At 34.3% G+C, this 19,353-nt stretch carries 19 protein-coding genes; all 19 read right to left on the reverse strand.

The window, feature by feature from the left end; translation table 11 throughout:
- Nucleotides 1-8: 8 nt before the first annotated feature.
- The 19 genes from ACSBFT_RS22825 to cysC all read right to left on the reverse strand — a co-directional run bounded on the left by ACSBFT_RS22825 (nucleotide 9) and on the right by cysC (nucleotide 19,331).
- Nucleotides 9-989, reverse strand: a complete 981-nt coding sequence (locus tag ACSBFT_RS22825; RefSeq protein ID WP_489602574.1) for a hypothetical protein — start codon at nucleotides 987-989, stop codon at nucleotides 9-11.
- A gap of 200 nt (nucleotides 990-1,189) precedes the next feature.
- A complete protein-coding gene (locus ACSBFT_RS22830; RefSeq protein ID WP_489602575.1) occupies nucleotides 1,190-1,444 on the reverse strand; it encodes a VanZ family protein in 255 nt (84 codons plus the stop codon).
- A gap of 178 nt (nucleotides 1,445-1,622) precedes the next feature.
- A complete protein-coding gene (gene rfbD / locus ACSBFT_RS22835; protein ID WP_489602576.1) occupies nucleotides 1,623-2,483 on the reverse strand; it encodes a dTDP-4-dehydrorhamnose reductase in 861 nt (286 codons plus the stop codon).
- Complete coding sequence (gene rfbA, locus ACSBFT_RS22840; RefSeq protein WP_489602577.1) at nucleotides 2,483-3,346, reverse strand: glucose-1-phosphate thymidylyltransferase RfbA; 864 nt, start codon at nucleotides 3,344-3,346, stop codon at nucleotides 2,483-2,485. Before rfbA ends, rfbD begins: the two co-directional genes overlap by 1 nt.
- 24 nt (nucleotides 3,347-3,370) lie before the next feature.
- The gene (rfbB, locus tag ACSBFT_RS22845) at nucleotides 3,371-4,426 is read right to left on the reverse strand and encodes a dTDP-glucose 4,6-dehydratase (protein ID WP_489602578.1); all 1,056 of its coding nucleotides are present in this window, start codon (nucleotides 4,424-4,426) and stop codon (nucleotides 3,371-3,373) included.
- A gap of 8 nt (nucleotides 4,427-4,434) precedes the next feature.
- Nucleotides 4,435-4,974, reverse strand: coding sequence for a dTDP-4-dehydrorhamnose 3,5-epimerase (gene rfbC / locus ACSBFT_RS22850; protein ID WP_489602579.1), 540 nt, complete (start codon nucleotides 4,972-4,974; stop codon nucleotides 4,435-4,437).
- Nucleotide 4,975: 1 nt separating this feature from the next.
- Nucleotides 4,976-6,079 (reverse strand): DUF1972 domain-containing protein, encoded by a 1,104-nt coding sequence (locus tag ACSBFT_RS22855; RefSeq protein ID WP_489602580.1) that lies wholly within the window; start codon nucleotides 6,077-6,079, stop codon nucleotides 4,976-4,978.
- A complete protein-coding gene (locus ACSBFT_RS22860; protein ID WP_489602581.1) occupies nucleotides 6,076-7,197 on the reverse strand; it encodes a glycosyltransferase family 4 protein in 1,122 nt (373 codons plus the stop codon). The genes ACSBFT_RS22855 and ACSBFT_RS22860 overlap by 4 nt, the downstream gene beginning before the upstream one ends.
- A 10-nt stretch (nucleotides 7,198-7,207) precedes the next feature.
- Nucleotides 7,208-8,149: a glycosyltransferase family 2 protein gene (locus tag ACSBFT_RS22865; protein ID WP_489602582.1), complete on the reverse strand. Its 942-nt coding sequence runs from the start codon at nucleotides 8,147-8,149 to the stop codon at nucleotides 7,208-7,210.
- Nucleotides 8,136-8,984, reverse strand: a complete 849-nt coding sequence (locus tag ACSBFT_RS22870) for a sulfotransferase domain-containing protein (RefSeq protein WP_489602583.1) — start codon at nucleotides 8,982-8,984, stop codon at nucleotides 8,136-8,138. The genes ACSBFT_RS22865 and ACSBFT_RS22870 overlap by 14 nt, the downstream gene beginning before the upstream one ends.
- Nucleotides 8,968-10,203: a hypothetical protein gene (locus ACSBFT_RS22875; protein ID WP_489602584.1), complete on the reverse strand. Its 1,236-nt coding sequence runs from the start codon at nucleotides 10,201-10,203 to the stop codon at nucleotides 8,968-8,970. Before ACSBFT_RS22875 ends, ACSBFT_RS22870 begins: the two co-directional genes overlap by 17 nt.
- Nucleotides 10,185-11,108, reverse strand: a complete 924-nt coding sequence (locus ACSBFT_RS22880; RefSeq protein WP_489602585.1) for a sulfotransferase family protein — start codon at nucleotides 11,106-11,108, stop codon at nucleotides 10,185-10,187. Before ACSBFT_RS22880 ends, ACSBFT_RS22875 begins: the two co-directional genes overlap by 19 nt.
- A complete protein-coding gene (locus ACSBFT_RS22885; protein ID WP_489602586.1) occupies nucleotides 11,098-11,988 on the reverse strand; it encodes a sulfotransferase domain-containing protein in 891 nt (296 codons plus the stop codon). Before ACSBFT_RS22885 ends, ACSBFT_RS22880 begins: the two co-directional genes overlap by 11 nt.
- A 480-nt stretch (nucleotides 11,989-12,468) precedes the next feature.
- Nucleotides 12,469-13,785: a flippase gene (locus ACSBFT_RS22890; protein ID WP_489602587.1), complete on the reverse strand. Its 1,317-nt coding sequence runs from the start codon at nucleotides 13,783-13,785 to the stop codon at nucleotides 12,469-12,471.
- A gap of 3 nt (nucleotides 13,786-13,788) precedes the next feature.
- Entirely contained in the window at nucleotides 13,789-14,586 is a 798-nt protein-coding gene (gene cysQ / locus ACSBFT_RS22895; RefSeq protein WP_489602588.1) for a 3'(2'),5'-bisphosphate nucleotidase CysQ, read from the reverse strand.
- Between the two features lie 11 nt (nucleotides 14,587-14,597).
- The gene (locus tag ACSBFT_RS22900; RefSeq protein WP_489602589.1) at nucleotides 14,598-15,854 is read right to left on the reverse strand and encodes a sulfate adenylyltransferase subunit 1; all 1,257 of its coding nucleotides are present in this window, start codon (nucleotides 15,852-15,854) and stop codon (nucleotides 14,598-14,600) included.
- Between the two features lie 187 nt (nucleotides 15,855-16,041).
- The gene (cysD, locus tag ACSBFT_RS22905) at nucleotides 16,042-16,956 is read right to left on the reverse strand and encodes a sulfate adenylyltransferase subunit CysD (protein ID WP_489602590.1); all 915 of its coding nucleotides are present in this window, start codon (nucleotides 16,954-16,956) and stop codon (nucleotides 16,042-16,044) included.
- Nucleotides 16,957-16,963: 7 nt separating this feature from the next.
- Nucleotides 16,964-18,730: an SLC13 family permease gene (locus ACSBFT_RS22910; RefSeq protein ID WP_489602591.1), complete on the reverse strand. Its 1,767-nt coding sequence runs from the start codon at nucleotides 18,728-18,730 to the stop codon at nucleotides 16,964-16,966.
- Between the two features lies 1 nt (nucleotide 18,731).
- Entirely contained in the window at nucleotides 18,732-19,331 is a 600-nt protein-coding gene (gene cysC / locus ACSBFT_RS22915; protein WP_489602592.1) for an adenylyl-sulfate kinase, read from the reverse strand.
- Nucleotides 19,332-19,353: the final 22 nt, after the last annotated feature.

Here is a 19,353-nt window from a genome sequence, read left to right on the forward strand (position 1 = left end):
TAACAAAATTAAATAGAACCACCTTGGTTATGGCAAGATGCTCCTGCAGCAGCTGCTGCAGCCTTTGCTTTGTTTAATGCAGTGGTATAATTAGCTAAAGCTTTTGCTAAATCTGTATTTTTAGCAGCAGTAGCGTTGGTAACTTTTTTGTCGCGTACAGTGTCTACTGCTTTTTTGTCCAAAGTTTCTGAAGCATTTATACTAGCAATCGTCATTTTGTATATGATGTTCACTATCACTCTATGATATGGCTTAGTAACTATCGCTAATAAAGCGGTTCTAGATGCTAAAGCCTGAGCCTTGGCAGTTGTCCATTTGGTGGCTACAGCAGCCAAAGCAGCGGTATGTTCAGCCGTAATGGCCGTTTGTTTGCTGGCAAAAGTAGCATTTACTTTTGCTTCTTCAGATGCTTTGGCAGCATCCAACTTGGTTTTAACTGGTGTATAAGAGGCTGTTACAGCGTCAGAACAAGCATCAGAAACGCCTAAAAGCATTTCTGTCAAATTCAAAGCAACCACCTCATTCATAGAGGTATTGCTCTTTCTTGCACTTATGGTAGCACCGTCCACGGTTGGGGCAACAGAAGTTGGTAAGAAAGCGGCAAAGGAACTGCTTGCCAATAAAGCATTTAATTCAGTTTGTTGTGCTGCTGTAAGTTCGCCATCAGCTTCCAAGGCGGCAGATAAACTAGTGGCTTCGTCTTCCGTAAGAATGCTGGCTGCTGCTGAAGAGGCTGCAGTGACTTCTGTAGTTTCTGTCCCAGAGGCCAAAGCTTGAGCTGCGGCTTCCGTAGCAGCAGAGTTTGTAACACTAGCTGCTGTACTTGTAACAGGGGCAGGTTCCGTTTCAGTGATCACTTCTACTTCAATATCTTTGAAATCATCATCAAAGTTATATTCTATCGGTTCTTCTACAGGATCTTTCTTACAATTAGAAAGACCGAATGCCATGAAAAGGCACAAGGCTAAAATTGGGAGACGTGTATTCATTTTGCTTAACATAATTTAAAAAGATTTAATTGAATGACTATAGTTAAATGTGTAAGTGTATTAACGTACGAACTTAAAAAAAATAATGGTATTTTAAGAAGATTTTAAATTTTATTTATTAATCGGTGAAAATGAGTATTTTATACTAAATTATCGAATATTTTAACTTGGAATAATCACATTTCAAATGTGATATTTCTCTAAACTCGATAGCATGCTTTTTTTAATTTAAGCCATAAGAACCCAAGCAGGATGCCCAGTATTGATCCAAGAAGAGCGTAAAATATATCTGCCCAGTCAAAAGTTCTAAACACTTTGAAAATTTGATCAACTTCTACTGCGACAGCCAGTAATAAACATAAAACCAAAGTTTTAAGAATTTCTTTTTCCCAAAATGCTTTTGGCTGGAGAGCTCTCAAAAAATCAATTCTTAGAAATGTTATGCTGCTTCTCACAATATGATTCGGTATATGCCCTTTAAGAAAATCATTTGGAAAGGAGAGGGGAGTCGGATAAAATGGGATACGGTATACAATTGAAATGCAATTCCCGTCACGAGCCCTCTACTGATGATTTGATTACGAACATTAATCAAGCGTGTTTTTTCAAAAGGTTACAGAGAGTGTCAAAGAGTCATTGCATTTCAAGGGCACTTAGACAACGCTTCAAACTATCTCTCCAATAGGGAACCTCAACTTCTGGGTAAACTTCCTTTATTTTTGATTTATCCATAGCACTAAAGGCGGGTCTTTGAGCTTTTGTTGGGTACTGGTCTGTTCTTAAAGGTTTTACATTAGTATTTATGCCAGCTATTTCAAATATGGCTTTCGAAAAATCATACCATGATATGGCACCTTCATTACTATAATGGTATATACCATACTTTGTTTCAGAAGATTTAATTATATCTAGCACACATTTAGCTAAATCTATGGCATAAGTCGGACTTCCTATTTGGTCAGCTATTACGCCTAGTTCTGTTCTAGATGTGCCTAGTTTGAGCATGGTTTTGACAAAGTTGTTCTCAAACTCTGAATATAGCCAACTTGTACGGAGAATAAAGTATTCTTCCATGGTATTGACAATGCTTTCTTCTCCCTCTAGTTTTGTTAAACCATATACACTCACAGGAACAGTTGGGTCTGTTTCATTCAATAGTTTAGGAGAATTTCCTTTAAAGATAAAATCGGTAGAAATATGAATAAGTTTAACTCCAAATTCTTTACAAACCTTGGCTATGTTGAGAGCCCCGTCTTTATTTATCTTTCGGGCTATTTCTTCTTGCTCCTCAGCTTTGTCCACTGCCGTATATGCCGCACAGTTAATTACCCAAGAAATGTTTCTTTGCTTTACTAAATCTCTTAACAGTGCTGTATTCAGAATGTCTCCTTCCACTTCGTCTAAAAAATGGATATCCAATAGCCCCTGTTCTGCAGCAATTTTTTGTAAACATTGGCCTAATTGGCCTTTACCGCCTAAAACTAAAATGCTCATCAGTTTTTTAATATGTTATTTAAATATTCACCATATCCAGATTTAACCAAGGGCTCAGCAATGGCTTTTAGCTGCTCTTTAGAAATGTAACCCATTCTATAAGCCACCTCTTCTATACAGCCAATTTTTAAACCCTGTCTTTCTTCAATGACTTGAACAAACTGACCTGCCTGCATTAAAGAATTAAAAGTACCTGTATCTAGCCAAGCGGTGCCTCTATCCATCACCCCAACTTTTAGCTTTCCTTCTTTAAGATATACTTTATTGATATCCGTTATTTCTAGTTCCCCTCTTGGAGATGGCTCTATATTCTTGGCTATTTCTACTACGCTGTTGTCATAGAAATACAAACCTGGTACGGCATAATTACTTTTAGGCTTATTTGGCTTTTCTTCTATAGAGATGGCTTTTAGTGTGTCATCAAATTCCACAACGCCATATCTTTCTGGGTCGTGTACAGGGTATGCAAAAACAATTCCTCCAGATGGGTCGGCACAAGATTGTAATAGTTTACTTAGGCCTGAGCCGTAGAAGATATTATCACCTAATACCAATGCCACACTGTCCTTACCAATAAATTCTTCGCCTATAATAAATGCTTGAGCTAAACCATCAGGACTTGGCTGCTCTGCGTAACTTAACTTACAGCCTATTTGAGAACCATCTCCTAATAGTTTTTCAAAATGAGGAAGATCGTGCGGAGTAGATATGATCAAAACCTCCTTAATCCCAGAAAGCATCAAGATAGACAAAGGATAATAAATCATGGGTTTGTCATAAACCGGCATTAACTGTTTACTTACAGCAAGTGTTAAAGGGTGTAAACGTGTTCCTGAACCTCCTGCTAATATTATTCCTTTCATAATTTTAATTTGTTAAGAGTGAATTTAGTTATACATTTTTTCATAATACTTCTGATAATCTCCAGAAGTGATATTAGATATCCACGCCCAGTTATTCAGGTACCAATCTACTGTTTTGTCTAAACCCTCTTCAAAAGTAACGGAAGGTTCCCAACCCAGTGTATTCATTAGCTTGGTCGCATCTATAGCATATCTTAAATCATGACCAGCTCTATCTGTAACATACGTTATCAATGCTCTAGAACTACCCATTTCCTGACCTAATTTCTTATCCATGGTGTCGCAAAGTAGATGTACCAAGTCAATATTGGTCCATTCGTTATTTCCACCAATATTAAAAGTTTCTCCTACTGCTCCATTATGATATATCATATCAATGGCTCTAGCATGGTCCAATACATATAGCCAATCCCTTACATTTTCTCCCTTACCATATACTGGTAATGGCTTCTTATTCTTGATGTTGTTTATCATCAGTGGAATAAGTTTCTCTGGGAAATGATTTGGGCCGTAATTATTAGAACAGTTTGAAATAACTACGGGCAAACCATAAGTACTGTGATATGCTCTCACGAAATGATCGGAACTCGCTTTAGAAGCCGAATATGGAGACCTTGGGTCATAACTGGTATCTTCTAAAAAGAAGGTTTCAGGATCATGTAATTCTCCGTAAACTTCGTCAGTAGAAACGTGATAAAACCTTTTACCTTCATAATTGTCTTTCCAGCTTCTTTTGGCAGCATTTAATAAATTTACTGTTCCTATAACGTTTGTCATCACAAAAGCCATGGGATCCGTAATAGATCTATCTACATGAGACTCTGCCGCCAAATGAATTACGCCGTCAAAGTTATATTTATAAAAAAGGCTATCAATAAACGCTGCATCAACAATATCTCCTTTCTCAAAAGTATAATTTGGGGCATCTTTAAGGTCTTTTAGATTTTCTAGATTACCTGCGTAGGTTAGCTTGTCAAGATTAACTATTTGGTAATCTGAGTATTTTTCTACAAAAAGCCGCACCACATGGCTTCCAATGAAACCTGCTCCGCCGGTTATTAAAATAGTTTTATTTTTCATGGTAAAAATTAGAAGTATTTGGTGTTTTTATCAAATTTTGGAAGAATTAGATCTTTTTCTGAAACAATGGTATCTATATCTGGCCACTGAATATTAAGCGTGGGGTCGTTCCAAATAAGCCCTCCTTCAGACGCCTTATTATAGCTAGCCGTACATTTATAGGAGAATATGGTATCATCTTCCAAGGTTAAAAAGCCATGAGCAAAGCCTTCAGGGATATAAACCATTTTGTTTTCCAGGCCATCTAGTTCAAAAAACTCATACTGACCAAAAGTGCTAGAATTTTGTCTTAAGTCTACCGCAACATCCAATACTTTGCCCTGAATTACTCTCACAAGTTTACCTTGTGCAAATTCTCCGGTTTGGAAATGAAGACCTCGTAATACTCCTTTTTTTGAAAAGGACTGATTGTCTTGTACAAAATTCGGAGCCTTTGTTCCCGCATTTATAAATAGTTGAGGGTTATAGGATTCAAAAAAATACCCCCTTTCATCTTCAAATTTACGTGGCTTAAATATGAGAATATTATTGAGTTTACTTTCTGTCATTTTATTTTAGTTTTCCTTGTGAAAATATTTCTTCTAAATGGTTTAGATACTGTTGGTTTATAATTTCCCAGTCGTATTTCATGGCTATTTTTTTACTATTTCCTTTAATCATCATTTCATGATTTTCTTTTTCGGTACTATCAATATAACGGCTAATTTCTTGTGAGGAAGAAAAATAGAAGGCATCTTCTTCTAAGATAGACTTATTGAAAATATTATCATTGGCACATATTAAAGCATTAGAGGCCATAGCTTCCAGTAGGGAGGGGTTAGTTCCTCCTACGGAATGTCCATGAAAGTATAGGTTCGAAAAATATCTTAAATTATTAAGAATATTAATATTATAAATGGCTTCCAGAAACATTACAGCCTTATGGTCTTTACATTTATGCTTTAGGGTTTGCCCTAAACTGGTATTAGTCCTTCCTATGATAACTAGTTTCCTCTTCCTATTTGAGTTAAGGTAACCATCCACAATAGCCTCGATATTATTTTCCGGTTCCATACGGGCTATTATCAAATCATACTGAAAAGCTTCCAAACCATATTGGTCTAAATCTTTTTTATCTGGATTGCTAAAAAGTGTCGCACCATATGCTATATACGTAGAGTCTATCTTGTATTTCTCTTTCAAATAGTTTTGAATACCTATGGAATCTGAAATCCAATAATCACTGAATTTAGTACCCAGGAATTCTGCAAATTCAAGAAATTTACGAATAGGTTTAGAATACTTGCTCCTCTTCCATTCTAAACCATCCATATTAGTGGTAGTAATTGCTTTAGATGGCAATAACCAGCCCCAAATAGTACTGCTAGTGTATCCTAACTGGAGTATTATATCAAAATTACTTTTGCGTATATGTCTAATACAATTTAAATCATAAATAAACTGGCCTATAGTTCCGTATTTGTTTTCGGGATCATAGCAGTGTTGAATAATAACCCCATTCCATTCCTTTTCTTGGTAAGGATGATTATGAGAATTATAGACAGTAACGGAATGCCCCTTCTTAACTAAATACACAGAAAGATTTTCCGCTAACTGTTCAAAACCACCGTAGTTGTTTGGGATTCCTCTTGTTCCTAGTATTGCTATTTTCACTTATTGATTTTTTGAATTTCTTTATGAAGAATTTCTGCACCAACTTTCCAATCATAGTTTTTTAGCACATACTCACTTCTTTTCTCTAATAATTCCTTTGCGGGTCTATTAAAAGTATTTTCTTTTAATACCTTAATAAATTGATCCCAAATTAAAGGATTGAATAAGTTTTCTTCTAAAAACTTAAAATCAGACATAGCAGTTAAATTGGAACAAATTACATTTACACCAAGTGCAGCGGCCTCAATAGGTGGGATTCCAAAACCCTCTGCCAAGCTTGGATAGACAAATAACTCAGCTGCTTTATATAATTGAAGTATTTGCTCATCACCAACATTCTGAAGCCAAATAAACTTATTTCGTTTTACTGTATCTAAAGCTTCTATGTAAGATTCCAGTTCTTTAACTTTTATATCATTCCTTCCAATAAAGACTAATTGATATCCTTGACTCCACAAATCCAATTCATCAAATGCCTTTAATAATGCCAAATGATTTTTTCTGGACTCTATACGAGAGACATATAGTATATATTTATCAAGTCCGTATTCTGACTTTGCTATTTTCTTAGCCTTTTCAAGATTAATAGTACGTCGAAATTCTGAATTTATGGCATTCGGGGTAATCAGAACTTGATTGATCCCATAATGTTTCCGAATAGAATTCTTTGAATATTCAGAAACGGTTAACTTAATTTCACTTTTTAAAAGAGCTCGTTTAAAAAGAAAATTTCTAGAAAGCCTATATGAAAATGAAAACTTATCAGGTACGTCAATAAAGAGTAAATCGTGAATAGTAATTATAAATTTACAATTTTTCACAAATGGAATTATTTGTTGAAAATGAGCATAGTCAATCTTATACTCTTTTATAATTCGAGGAACCTCAAAAAGTAACCGATGATATTGATTTTTGTATCGTAGTTTTATAAATCTACTGGGTTTTACCTTAGGAAAATGATAAGATAAGGCCTCTATATCTGAAGCACAAAAGTAAACATCATAAGAATCTGAATAATTTTCAATAAAAGAATTGTAAAAACCCTTAATATATGTGGTTGTTCCTTGCCGCTCTTTATCAAAAATGTGAGCATCAACGAGTAATTTGATTTTAGTCAAAATTGTTTTATTATGGTGTTTTTAATAGAAAATCTAGAGTACCGTTAACTACTGCTTTAGCTCGTGAAAACTGGAAAAGGAGTAGCTTTTTAGGTAGCCTAAAAAATAAGTTTGAAATAATAATAGTTAAATATTGTTTTTTAATTTTTTTAAAAAAAATTAAAGCATTTCTTGTGTAGTAATATTCGGCTAAATAGCCTCTACCTATTGAGGTTCCACCTTTATCAAATGATTTGGCTTCTGAAACAGTCATAAGAGAATATCCCATATTTTTTGCCTTATAACACCAATCTGTATCTTCCCAATATAAGAAATAGTCAAGTGGCAAAAGTCCGAGGATTTTAAAAGACCTTATATCTGTAAATAATGCTCCTCCACAGACATAATCAGCTGATGACATTTTTTGATTAGAAAGTTCTTTAATTGTTCCAGTTAATTTATTGAACTTAGCAAGACCTGAATATATTTTTCTTTTTTTATCAAAGTAATCATAAATATTACAAGTCAATATGGTTTTAGGGTTTGAAGATTTAGCCGTCTTAATTAATTTAGTTAAGGTATTGGGTTCAATAATCATGTCTGGGTTTAGTAGAAAAGCAAACCCATCTTTATTTAACAAAAAAGATAGAGCAATATTGTTTCCCGCAGCAAAACCTGTATTTTCATCATTGCGTACAATGGAAATCAAATGCCTGTCTATGGAAGAAATATCGTTTTTATGACATAAATTGATTGAAAAATCAGGGCAGCAAGAAGTTTTATATTTAATTGTAAGGCCGTTATAAATTTCATTGACAGAATTGTTTGGTGATTTATTGTCTATAACAATAATTTTGTAGTTCGGATATTCTGAGTTCATGATTGCCTCTACACATTCAATGGTATCAGACCATGAGTTGTAATTTACAATAATGATATAAACTAAATTAACGTGTTTCTTACCACTGGTCATCAATTTCATATTTAAAGTCAACTAAAAATTTTTGTATTGAAGTTTTTTTAATTAATTCCTTTTGATGACTTGAGATTTTAGATTCCCACCCTCCAGCTTTTCCTTTACTAAAGGTTGAGCTGTTCTTTGAAAATACCTTTTCGGACAATTCAGTTATTCGATTATCAGAATAATCAATATTTAAGAATTGAATTATTCTTTTTATTTCTTCAATTTGGCTTACTTTAGTGCCATTACCTGATGGACCTATTAAATCTTCAAATTTGATTGTAAGACAATTTTCAATATGGTTCCAAGGGATAAACTTGTTTAGAACATTTTCGAATGGTTCTACAATAAGATCTTCGCCATTTAATAATAATTCAAACCTTTCGTCATCATTGGAAAGTTTGGAAAAAAATGGATAGCTTTTATGAGATTTATCCATGTTGGTAACGTAATTAAGATGTGAAAAAAGCACATCTCTAGGATCTCTAATTAAATTTATAACTTTAATGTCATTACTTTTTAGAATATTCTCTATTAAAGGATTGTATTGTATATGACTAGGTACGAAATGTCCTTTTTTAAGTTTAGAAATATACTTTTTTTTTCTCTCGAAGCTATTATCATGAGAGTTTATCATGAGTGTTTTATATCCATAATGTCTATATTTTGAAATATTGAAAAATAGGTTTTCCAGTAAATGAGTACCGGATTTTGGCAATGAATTTAATATAACTTTTTCACCATCTATTCGCCCCTTAATGCTTTCAAATCTTAAACCCAATATGGTTATCTTTAGCTTTTGTTTCAGATAGTATCTGATCTTATCCAAGTTATTTTTGGCTTTCATTTTTAATTATGTTTGGAAGTGATAGAAATAGAATTACAACTATAAGGGACAAATCTAGAGTGTGCTGGTTGTATATTCCGCCAATAGTAAAAGTCGAAAATGTAATACAAATTATAATTGCTTGGGTGAGACTTCTAATTTGTGGTATTTCAATTTTAAAAGTTTGATAATATAAACTGACTATGAAAAGTAAATATAGACAGATTCCAATGATGCCGTTTTTCCAAAAAAGTTGAGCAAAACCGTTATGCAATTTTGGGATATATCTGAAATCTTTATTACCCAATTTAATTGTTAAACCTAAGTCCAATAAAGAGCCAAAGCCCTCGCCAATTATTGTAGTAATTATACCAGATTTATTTGTTTGATTGAAAGCTTTAAATGACTCATAACCTCTCCATCTTTCGTTTATTTCAGCGTTTGTTAAGTTATCTGAAGTGACTAGTAGTTCAGAAGGTGATTTTTCTAATTTAAATATGAATCTTTCTAAAGATAGGTTTTTTGTGGTAGAATAGGTGGAAAGAACAATTGTGGTTGCTAAAAAGCAGCTTAGTATAACAAAACCAACAGCAAATTTTCGTTTTTTTAATAAATTGCTGAAAAGTGAAAAAGTAAATATTATAGTAAGTAAAAGCATTGTTCTGGAAACAAAAAGGAAAATAGAAATTCCAATTATCAAAAGAAGTATAAGATACAGTTTGCTTCTCCTAATTTTAATTAGTTTATAAATTAGCAATGAGAAGGCAATGACCTCAATCCAACTGGATGCCCTGGTTGAGTTTCTTATCTCATGAAGTGGAATGTTATTAAAACCTGATACGTTAACTATCTCTATAAAATGCCAGAGTGCAGAAGAAAGCCCACCTGAAACTATTAGGATTTCTGTGAATTTTAAGGAAGGTACGGAACTTCTAATTAATGATATCGCTACAATCATTATTATTACGGGTTTGGTATATAACCAGATATCTCTCAGAAAATTTAAATCAATTTTTTCCACTTGAACAAGACCTACTATTATTCCTAAAATAATAATATAGAAAAGGTATTTTAAATAATAATCTTTTGGTTTTAAATCAATTTTTTTGCTTTCAAAGTACATCAAAAGTATGGGTAAAAGTAAAAGAGTAAACATATCCCCACCTAAGAAGGGATGAATTACAAAGAGGAAAAGAAGAAGTCTTTGCGAAGTTTTAAGTTTTATTTTGGTGATAGCCAAGTGGGAAGTATTAAATTGTCATCAAATTTCTTTAATTGTTTGAGCAAGAGATTATTTGATTCTAAGAAAAGGTCAGCATTCTGTTTTATACTAGCTTGATCTTCTTCAGAATTTTGGTCTGTTTTTTTGCCATTTATGGTATAGTACTTGTTTCTAAGCCATGATTTCAAGGCTTTATTTTTTAACCAGAAAGATTCAAAATGTCGATTTAAACGTAAAGCAAAAGTTTGAAGAATACGGTTTTTTGGAGTTGTTGTTTTATTCTCGATTTCAAATGAGAAATTGTTGAAATGGTCATTGTCAATTTGAAGCCAATTACAAATATTTTTTAATACTTCTTCTGGATTTGACTTTAAATCATCGAAGAAAACTATTTTAAGTCTATCCTGATAGAAAGCGATCCAAGGGTCTATAAACTTACTATACATTCCCTCTTTTATTCCATTTTTATATGTTCCAATTTCCATTTGGTCACCTAGGGTGTCCTCTTCCTTACATTTTTCAATGAACTCTTTAAAACTTTCGTTCCTATCAATAAGATATCGACTTTTGATAAATTTATAATATGAAAATAATCTTTCTAGTGGGTTTCTTAGAACTAAAATAACCTTATGGTTGGGATTTAATATTTTATTCATCTCCATAATGACATCCCTTTTCCCATAGAAATAGGAAGGCGATGCCTCGAGAAGGTATTGTTCATTTTTTTGTCCTTTAAAAAATGAAGAGTAATATTCAATAGTGCCTAATTCTTTTTTTGTTTGATAAACTAAAGGCGAAAAAAAGTGAATTTCTTTCTTAGTACTACCAAAAATTTCAGGGTGAGATATTAAATAATGAAAAAGGGATGTTGTGCCGCCTTTGAAAACGCCGATGATTAATAGGTTTGGTAATTTATTTTTCATGCCAAATTTCAAGAAAATTAATTGCTAACAAATCAGATAGCTGTTTAGTATCTGCTAAGTAATGGGTTTCGAATAGGATATTTTTTTCTGTTTTACTTAAGGAATGGGAATAAGTGGATTTGCCCTTGTTCCAACGATATACCCATTTCATGATCTTTATTTTGGATTCTTTACTTATGATAGAACCAATAGTTTTTTTAATAGGATTCTTTGTGCGAAGAGCACGATTTAACCAAAGATATTTTGGAGTAAATGCCGTATTACTCTTTTTATTCGTAAGTAAAGGGATCTCTGTAATGCCTAGAAACCTTTGAATTTTTATTAAACTCTCTTTTAAATTATCTCCCTTAATGTCTTTTTCATAAGTAAGAAAAAGGAAGTTTTCTTTTGGGAAAATTTCAAAAAAATTCATTATTTGATTAAAGTACTTCCCTTTTTCTTTGTAGTCAAAACTCATTTTATCCCATTCTTTTTCTGCGTTTAAACTGTTGAAAGAGTGATTAAAAGCATCTTTAAAATTTCTCTTTTCAATTCCTAATCTTACGGACATGTTATAGTGAGATAGAGCTCTTTCAACAGGGTTTCTAAAAACTACAATAAACTTTACCTTATCGCCTAAAGTTTCATATATACGCTGAGCACAATGTGGGAAATAAATATAGTCTGGTGTTATTTCACCAATGATTTTATGTTTATCTTCTACAACATTTTTAAAGAAAGAATGGAAATACCATTCTTTTCCAAGTATATAGTTCTTAGTCATATCAAAAAAGTGCAACTCTTTCTGATTAGGCAGAAAAACTTCTGGGTGATGCCTCAATACATCATGTATTGTTGTTGTGGCAGATTTTTGTACACCAAGACCTAAAAAATTTATCATATTTAGAAATTTGTCAGTTTTAGTTTTAGAATTTGAAGAATCGAATTGACTAAGAATTCGTGATTATTATGACTAAAAATAGGTTTAATTTAAGGTGCAATATTTATTATAGAAATTAAGGGAATGGTCAGATGCATTATGTTAGAGTTCCACTATAGATTTCTGAGTTTGGCAGTAAAGTCGCGTACAATTGGGATTTCTGCGTCAACTTTTATTTCTATCTATTGTTGTGCTTTTCGCAATTATAACTATTTTCTTACTCGTATTTACATAATCCTATATTTCAGAGTTCTATTTTAATGTATTTGGATGAGAAATAGCCGGCAGTTAAATTATAGAATATTCATTTAAATTATCTTAGTCTATATGAACCATATCGGGTTAAAATTTTAATGTTTTATGATAATGCTATTTATAACCTATTAGGGAGCAAGTAAATTCAGGATATTACTTTTTGAGCACTTGTAATAAAGATATCAATTAATTCATTGGCAATGTTAAGATTCCTGTCTTACTTTTTGCGTAATAGACTTTCATTAAATTCTCTAGAATTACTGATATAGCAGTTGCCATCGCGGCACCAATACTGTCATATTCATTTATTAAAAAGAAATTAAGTAAAATGTTTATAAGAAGAGTGCCAAGTGAAATATAACCGTGAATATTTTCATATCCACACATAATAAGGAGCATACCTGAGCAACCAGTGGAGATATTGATAAATTGTCCAATAGCCAAAAGAAGTAACACATAATAGGCCGCTTGGAAATCATTTCCCCAGAAACCTAAAAGAAAATGCCCAGCCAGAACAAAACTTAATAGGAAAATTAGAGCTATAATTAATAAAAATTTAGTAATTCTAGAAACCATTATTTGCATACCTGAAATATCTTTTTTAGCATATAGGGCCGCTAGTTTTGGAGAAACAGCGGAGTTGGTAACTACTAAAAAGAAAATCATTAAGGTGGCCAATCTGGCTGCTACTGAATAAATCCCGACTTCCTTTGCATCGCTTAACCAACCCAGCATCACGGCATCGGCATTGGAAGCTAAAACACTAGTACTCGTTACCAATAATAATGCTAAGGCCGGTTTGAACATTTGTTTTAAATGCCAAGTTCTCTTAGCGGTATACTTAAAAAGAGTTTTCCAATAGATAAAAATACTGGAAAGAACTATAATCCTAGCAATGGCGTAGATCATGGCCACTAAGACCACATCTATATTTGTCTTAAGAATGTATAAAGTCAAAAAGCCTAAGCCTGCTACCCAGTGACTTAGAGACTCGTTAACCAAATTACTCTGCCATACTTTTTTAAAACCATTTAAACCCGAAGCAAAGATTCTGGAGAATGTTTGCGGGATTACCATGAGAGTGGCTATTCTTAGAGGTATGAGTAGTTCTGGCATGTTCATCCATTCATTACAAATCAATGGGCTTAGGAAATAAATAGTAAGAGATAAGGAAAAAGCTAAAGCACCATTAAAAACAAGAGAGGTATATATATTATCTGCAATATTTTTCGGTTGATTTTGGTCATGGGCAATAGCGATATTTTTAATTAAGACATTATTCATGCCGAAAAGTGTAAAGACAAGCATAATGCTGGCTATACGAATGGATAGATCTATAATACCAAGTCCTTCAGGACCAAGGGTACGACCTAAATAAATACTTACTAATAAAGCAACCACCAAGCCACTAATCTTCACAACCATAGAGGCGGAGGATTTGCGAACAACCTCGAGGGTATGTTCATCAAGGCTTAGAACTTTATCTTTTAGTTTTTTTATCATTGCTCAACTTACTAAAAACCAATTATTAAGTAGGTTTTCTCTATTGTAAAGCATAGGCTCTTTCGTTTGCCAATCCATTACTTTTTTACCCGCATATATACATATACCTTGTCCTGCTGCGGTATCCCACTCCATGGTTGGGGCAAATCTTGGGTAGCAGTCTGCTAAACCTTCTGCCACCATGCATAGTTTTAAGGAACTCCCTCTTGAAATGACTTCTATTTCTCCATGCTCCTTTTTTAGGTCAGCTATATAGTCTTCAGTTTCAGGAGAAAGATGAGATTTACTGGCGACAACGGTATAGCTTATACGTCCCTTATGTATGGGCAATGTTTTGGCTTTACTTTTAATATCTACCAATGAGGCTGTACTGGTATTATTCAACAGTGCCTTAAAAGAGCCGATACTTTTTTCAGCAAAATAGAGCTCTCCTGTGGCAGGTGCATAAACCACACTCAATATTGGAATTTGATTTTCTATCAAAGCAATATTAACCGTAAACTCTCCATTTTTCTTGATAAACTCTTTGGTACCATCTATAGGGTCAACTATCCAAAGTCTATCCCAGTTTTTTCTTTCTTCATAAGGAATGTTTTTTCCTTCTTCAGATAGTACAGGGATGTTGGTTAAAGACAACTGTGCCACTATTTCCTTATGAGCGGCAAGGTCGGCCTTGGTTAAAGGAGAATTATCTCCTTTGGTTTCAATACCGAAATCATCAGAATTGTATATGGTCATGATGGCCTTTCCGGCATCTAAGGATGCTTTAATGGCGATGTCTAAAAGTTCTGTATTAGTCATTAAATATTGGTTTAAAGTATAAAGCCCAAGCCAGAAGTATTGTTTGTCATAGGGTCAATGAGGATAAAGGCTCCATTAGCAGGGTTATCTACATATTTGTCCACGAAAATTTCACCTGCTAGTTTGATTTTTACTTCACCTATTTCATTAAGTTTTATGTCGTTTCTTTCTGGAGCTTCTTCTAAAATGGTGATATCTAATACACTTTCAATGGAAAGAATTTTAGCCTTTTGTTTATTTACGCCGTGCTGAAGAAGCATGGTTTTTCCAGCGGTCAAGGCAGTGCTATCCATCCAGCATATTCTGGCGGTTATTTCTTTTAGACTGTCTGGAATGTTTGAGCTTTTAGCCAACATGTTTCCTCTACTAATGTCAATATCATCTTCTAAAGTTATATTAACCGAAAAACCAGCGGGGGCTGTATTTAATTTTTCTTCAAAGCGTTCTATAGTCTTTATTTTAGAGGTTTTCCCACTAGGCAAGGCCGTTATTTGGTCGCCTACTTTGAATTCTCCACTGCTAATTCTACCAGAATATCCTCTGAAATCATGATAAGCTTCTGTTTTTGGTCTTATGACATATTGCACACCTAAGCGTGCAGGAATGTTTTCTGCACTAAATCTGGCTACTTTAGATTCTATGTTCTCTAAAATTCCAAGTAGAGCGTCGCCGTTATACCAAGGTGTTTTATCGGATTTGAGTGTCATATTGTCTCCGTATAAAGAGGATATAGGAATAAAGGTAATTTTCTGACCTTCAAATCCCGCCTTTCCTACGGTGTTTTCAAATTCCGTTTTAATGGCATTGTACTTTTCTTCGGAGTAATCTACCAAATCCATTTTATTGACCGCCACTACTACATTCTCTATGCGAAGAAGTTGGCTGATATAATAATGTCTTTTGGTTTGTTCTGAAATGCCATTTCTAGAGTCAATAAGAATAATGGAAACAGACGCATTACTGGCTCCGGTAATCATATTTCTGGTATACTCTAAATGACCAGGTGTATCTGCAATAATATATTTACGAGTTGGGGTATTAAAATAGATATGAGCCACATCTATCGTTATACCCTGCTCACGCTCAGCTATCAAGCCATCAGTAAGGAGAGAAAGGTCAGTAAAATCTAAACCTTTTCTTTTAGAAGCCATTTCTAGTGCTTCTATTTTGTCTTTGGTGATAGACTTGGTTTCATAAAGTAAACGTCCTATTAAAGTACTTTTACCATCATCTACCGAACCTGCCGTTGCTATTTTTAAAATATCCATTTGTTTCTTCTTAGTAATCTAAAATCTTTTCTAGGTCAAGCTATCCAAGAGCTTCTTTTCCCTTTATGTCAGTTCGAGCGTAGTCGAGAACCTCATGCCATCTTCAACAATTAGAACTGTCTTCAACAGGAACGCCCGTCGCTTCGCTCAGACTGACATTTCCCTTTTGCACTGACAATAGGTTTTATTAAAAGTAACCTTGTTGCTTACGTTTTTCCATCGCTGCCTCCGAGCGTTTGTCGTCTATTCTTGCTCCTCTTTCAGATATTTCCGCACTGAGTATTTCATCAATGATGGTATCAATGTTATCTGCTGTGGACTTCACTGCGGCTGTACAAGTCATATCTCCTAATGTTCTAAATCTTACGGTTTCCTCAAAGATTTCTTCATCGTCCATTCTGTTTACAAATTCGGAGTCTGACCAAATCATACCATCTCTTTCAAATACTTTTCTTTTATGGGCGAAGTATACCGAAGGAATTTCAATTTTTTCTTCTTTGATATAATTCCAAACATCTAGTTCTGTCCAGTTAGAGATGGGGAATACTCTTACATTTTCTCCTATTTCAATATCGCCGTTAAGCATATCAAACATTTCTGGCCTTTGTTTTTTAGCATCCCACTGTCCAAAATCATCTCTTACACTAAAAATTCTTTCTTTAGCTCTTGCTTTTTCTTCGTCTCTTCTGGCTCCACCCATACAAGCGTCAAATTTATTGGATTCAACAGCTTCTAAAAGAGTAACGGTCTGAAGAGCATTTCTACTTGCGTATTTACCGGTTTCCTCTTTTACCTTACCTTCTTTGATGGATTGTTCCACACTGCCTACCAGCAGATCTAAGTTTAACTCCTTTACTAATTTGTCTCGAAATTCAATGGTTTCTGGGAAGTTATGTCCCGTATCTACATGTAAAAGAGGGAAAGGTATTTTCCCTGGATGAAAGGCTTTTTGTGCTAATCTCACCAAAGTAATGGAGTCTTTTCCACAAGAAAAAAGTAAAGCAGGCTTTTCAAACTGAGCGGCTACCTCTCTCATAATGTATATGGCTTCGTCTTCTAATTGTCTTGGGAAGCTTCTATTAGTGTCAAGTGTTGTTGTCATCTATATATTATTTAAACCAATAAAAAATGGAAGTAGTGGCTACCAAACAAGAGATAAGATTTAGTGGTAAGCCTACTTTGATATAATCTTTGTAAGAATAATTCCCAGGCCCCTGTACCATCATGTTGGTTTGATAGCCGATGGGCGTGGAGAAAGAAGAGGTAGCCCCAAAAAGAAGGGCAAGAGCAAAGGCATGTAAAGGGTATCCTGTACTTTCTGCCAAGAAAATGGTGATGGGAAATAATATGGTTGCGGCTGCTGCATTGTTAATAAATTCACTGAGTAGCATGGTGCCTGCAATTAGGCAAATCAATAAACCCCATAGGCCTAGATCTCCAGAAAGACTTATCAAAGAATCACTCAGAGCCTGAGGTATACCCACATTAGTTACGGCTTTAGAAATGCCAAATGCAGAAGCAATGACTAAAAGTACTTTCCAATTAATAGATTTAATGGCTTCCAAAAGATTAATGACTTTAGTGCCAAATAAGGTAGCAACTCCTAAAGCAGCGGCCAAAAACATAGGTAGTACATTTAAGGAGGCTAAAAGAACTACAGAGAGAAGAACCAGAATGATTAACCAGCTTTGTTTTTGACTTTTTTGACCAAAATCTTCGGCTTCTGTCACCAATAGGAAGTCTTTGGAGTGATACCATTTATGTGCAAAATTAGACTTGGCAAGAATCAAAAGAGTATCTCCTTCTTTTAAGGTAACTGCACCTATTTTCTCGTTTAATCGATGTCCGTGTCTGTGTATGGCCAAAATGACGGCGTCGTACATTTCTCTGAAATTGCTATTTTTCACTAGTCTTCCTAAAAGGGGAGAGCCATTTGATATCACGGCTTCAAAGCATTGAAAGCCGTCTTTGCCAAATGCGGCTTCGTTTTCATCAATAAGCTCCAATCCATCTATTTTTTGAAGTTCGAAGATGGTAGCTGGTATGCCAGTAAAGAAAAGTCTATCTCCAACAATAAGCTTTTCTTCAGGATTTACAGCGGTTATATAATTGCGTTCTCTTAAAATTTGGAACAAATAGAGACCGGTTAGTTTTCTTAGTCCTGCTTGCTCAATACTCTTACCCAAGCTCTTAAAGCTTTCGGTTACTCTTAGAGAGACTACAAAATCTCTGGTGGTATGGTCTAACGTGACCATGTTGTCTTCATTATTAGGTAGTATTCTATGAGCTATAAAGATGATGTATAGAAAGGCAAATAGAACTAAAAATACGCCAATCTTGAAGGGTTCAAAAAAGGTAAATCCGATATCTCCAGCATCAAGAAGCATTCCATGAACAATCAAGGTCGTAGAGGTTCCTATTAAGGTGCAGGTACCACCTACTATGGTAAAATAGGAGATAGGTATAAGGAACTTGGAGGCGGATATTCCTTTGCTTCGGCACCAGGATTTAACAATGGGAATAAGAAGTGCTACTACTGGGGTATTATTCATGAAAGCAGAAATTCCTGCAACAGGAAGGCCTATTCTTGCCAATGATTTGGAATAACTGCCATTAAAATCTCCCATTAAACTGTTCGAGAATCGATCCAATATGCCTGTTTGTTTGACTGCATTGGCAATAATATATAACAAAGCTATAGTTAACATGCCTTCGTTGGCAAATCCAGATAGCCCTTCTTTTACGGTAATAACGCTGGTGAGCATCAGAAAGAGTAATCCACTGATAACGGTCATGGCTATGTCTGCTAAGCCAAGGATAAGTATGATGGTTACTGCAACTAAGGTTGCTAAAACTAAAACTAAGTTGATATCCATTCTAGATATATCCTTCTCCTTTTAAAAATGCGATAACTCTTTTTACGGAATCATCAAGACTTTCTGAATCTGTATTAATGGTGATTTTAGGTGTTGCAGGCTCCTCATAAGTCTGAGAAATGCCCGTAAAATTCTTTATCTCTCCTTTTATTGCTTTTTCATATAATCCCTTGACATCCCTTTTGATACAAACTTCTAGGGGAGTGGCTACATGGACTTCTATGAAATTATCGTCTCCAATGACATTTTTTGCATTTATTCTGTCTTGACGAAATGGTGATATAAAAGCTGTTACTATAATGGCTCCATGGTCTGTGAATAGCCTGCAAACTTCGCTAACACGTCTTATGTTTTCGTTTCTATCATCTTCCGAGAAGCTTAAGTTTTTATTTAAACCATGACGTATATTATCACCATCCAATACTACTGCATATTTTTGTAGTTCAAAAAGAGCTTTTTGAGTAGCCTTGGCCAATGTAGATTTGCCTGAACCGCTCAGACCTGTAAACCATAAGACGCACCCTTTTTGGCCTAAAAGACTATTGAAGTCTTTTTTTTCTAAATAATCGCATTCCCAAACTACATTTTCCGATTTTTCCATACTCCGTATGTTTTTTAATGAA

Source organism: Arcticibacterium sp. SM2516 (genome assembly GCF_057914865.1).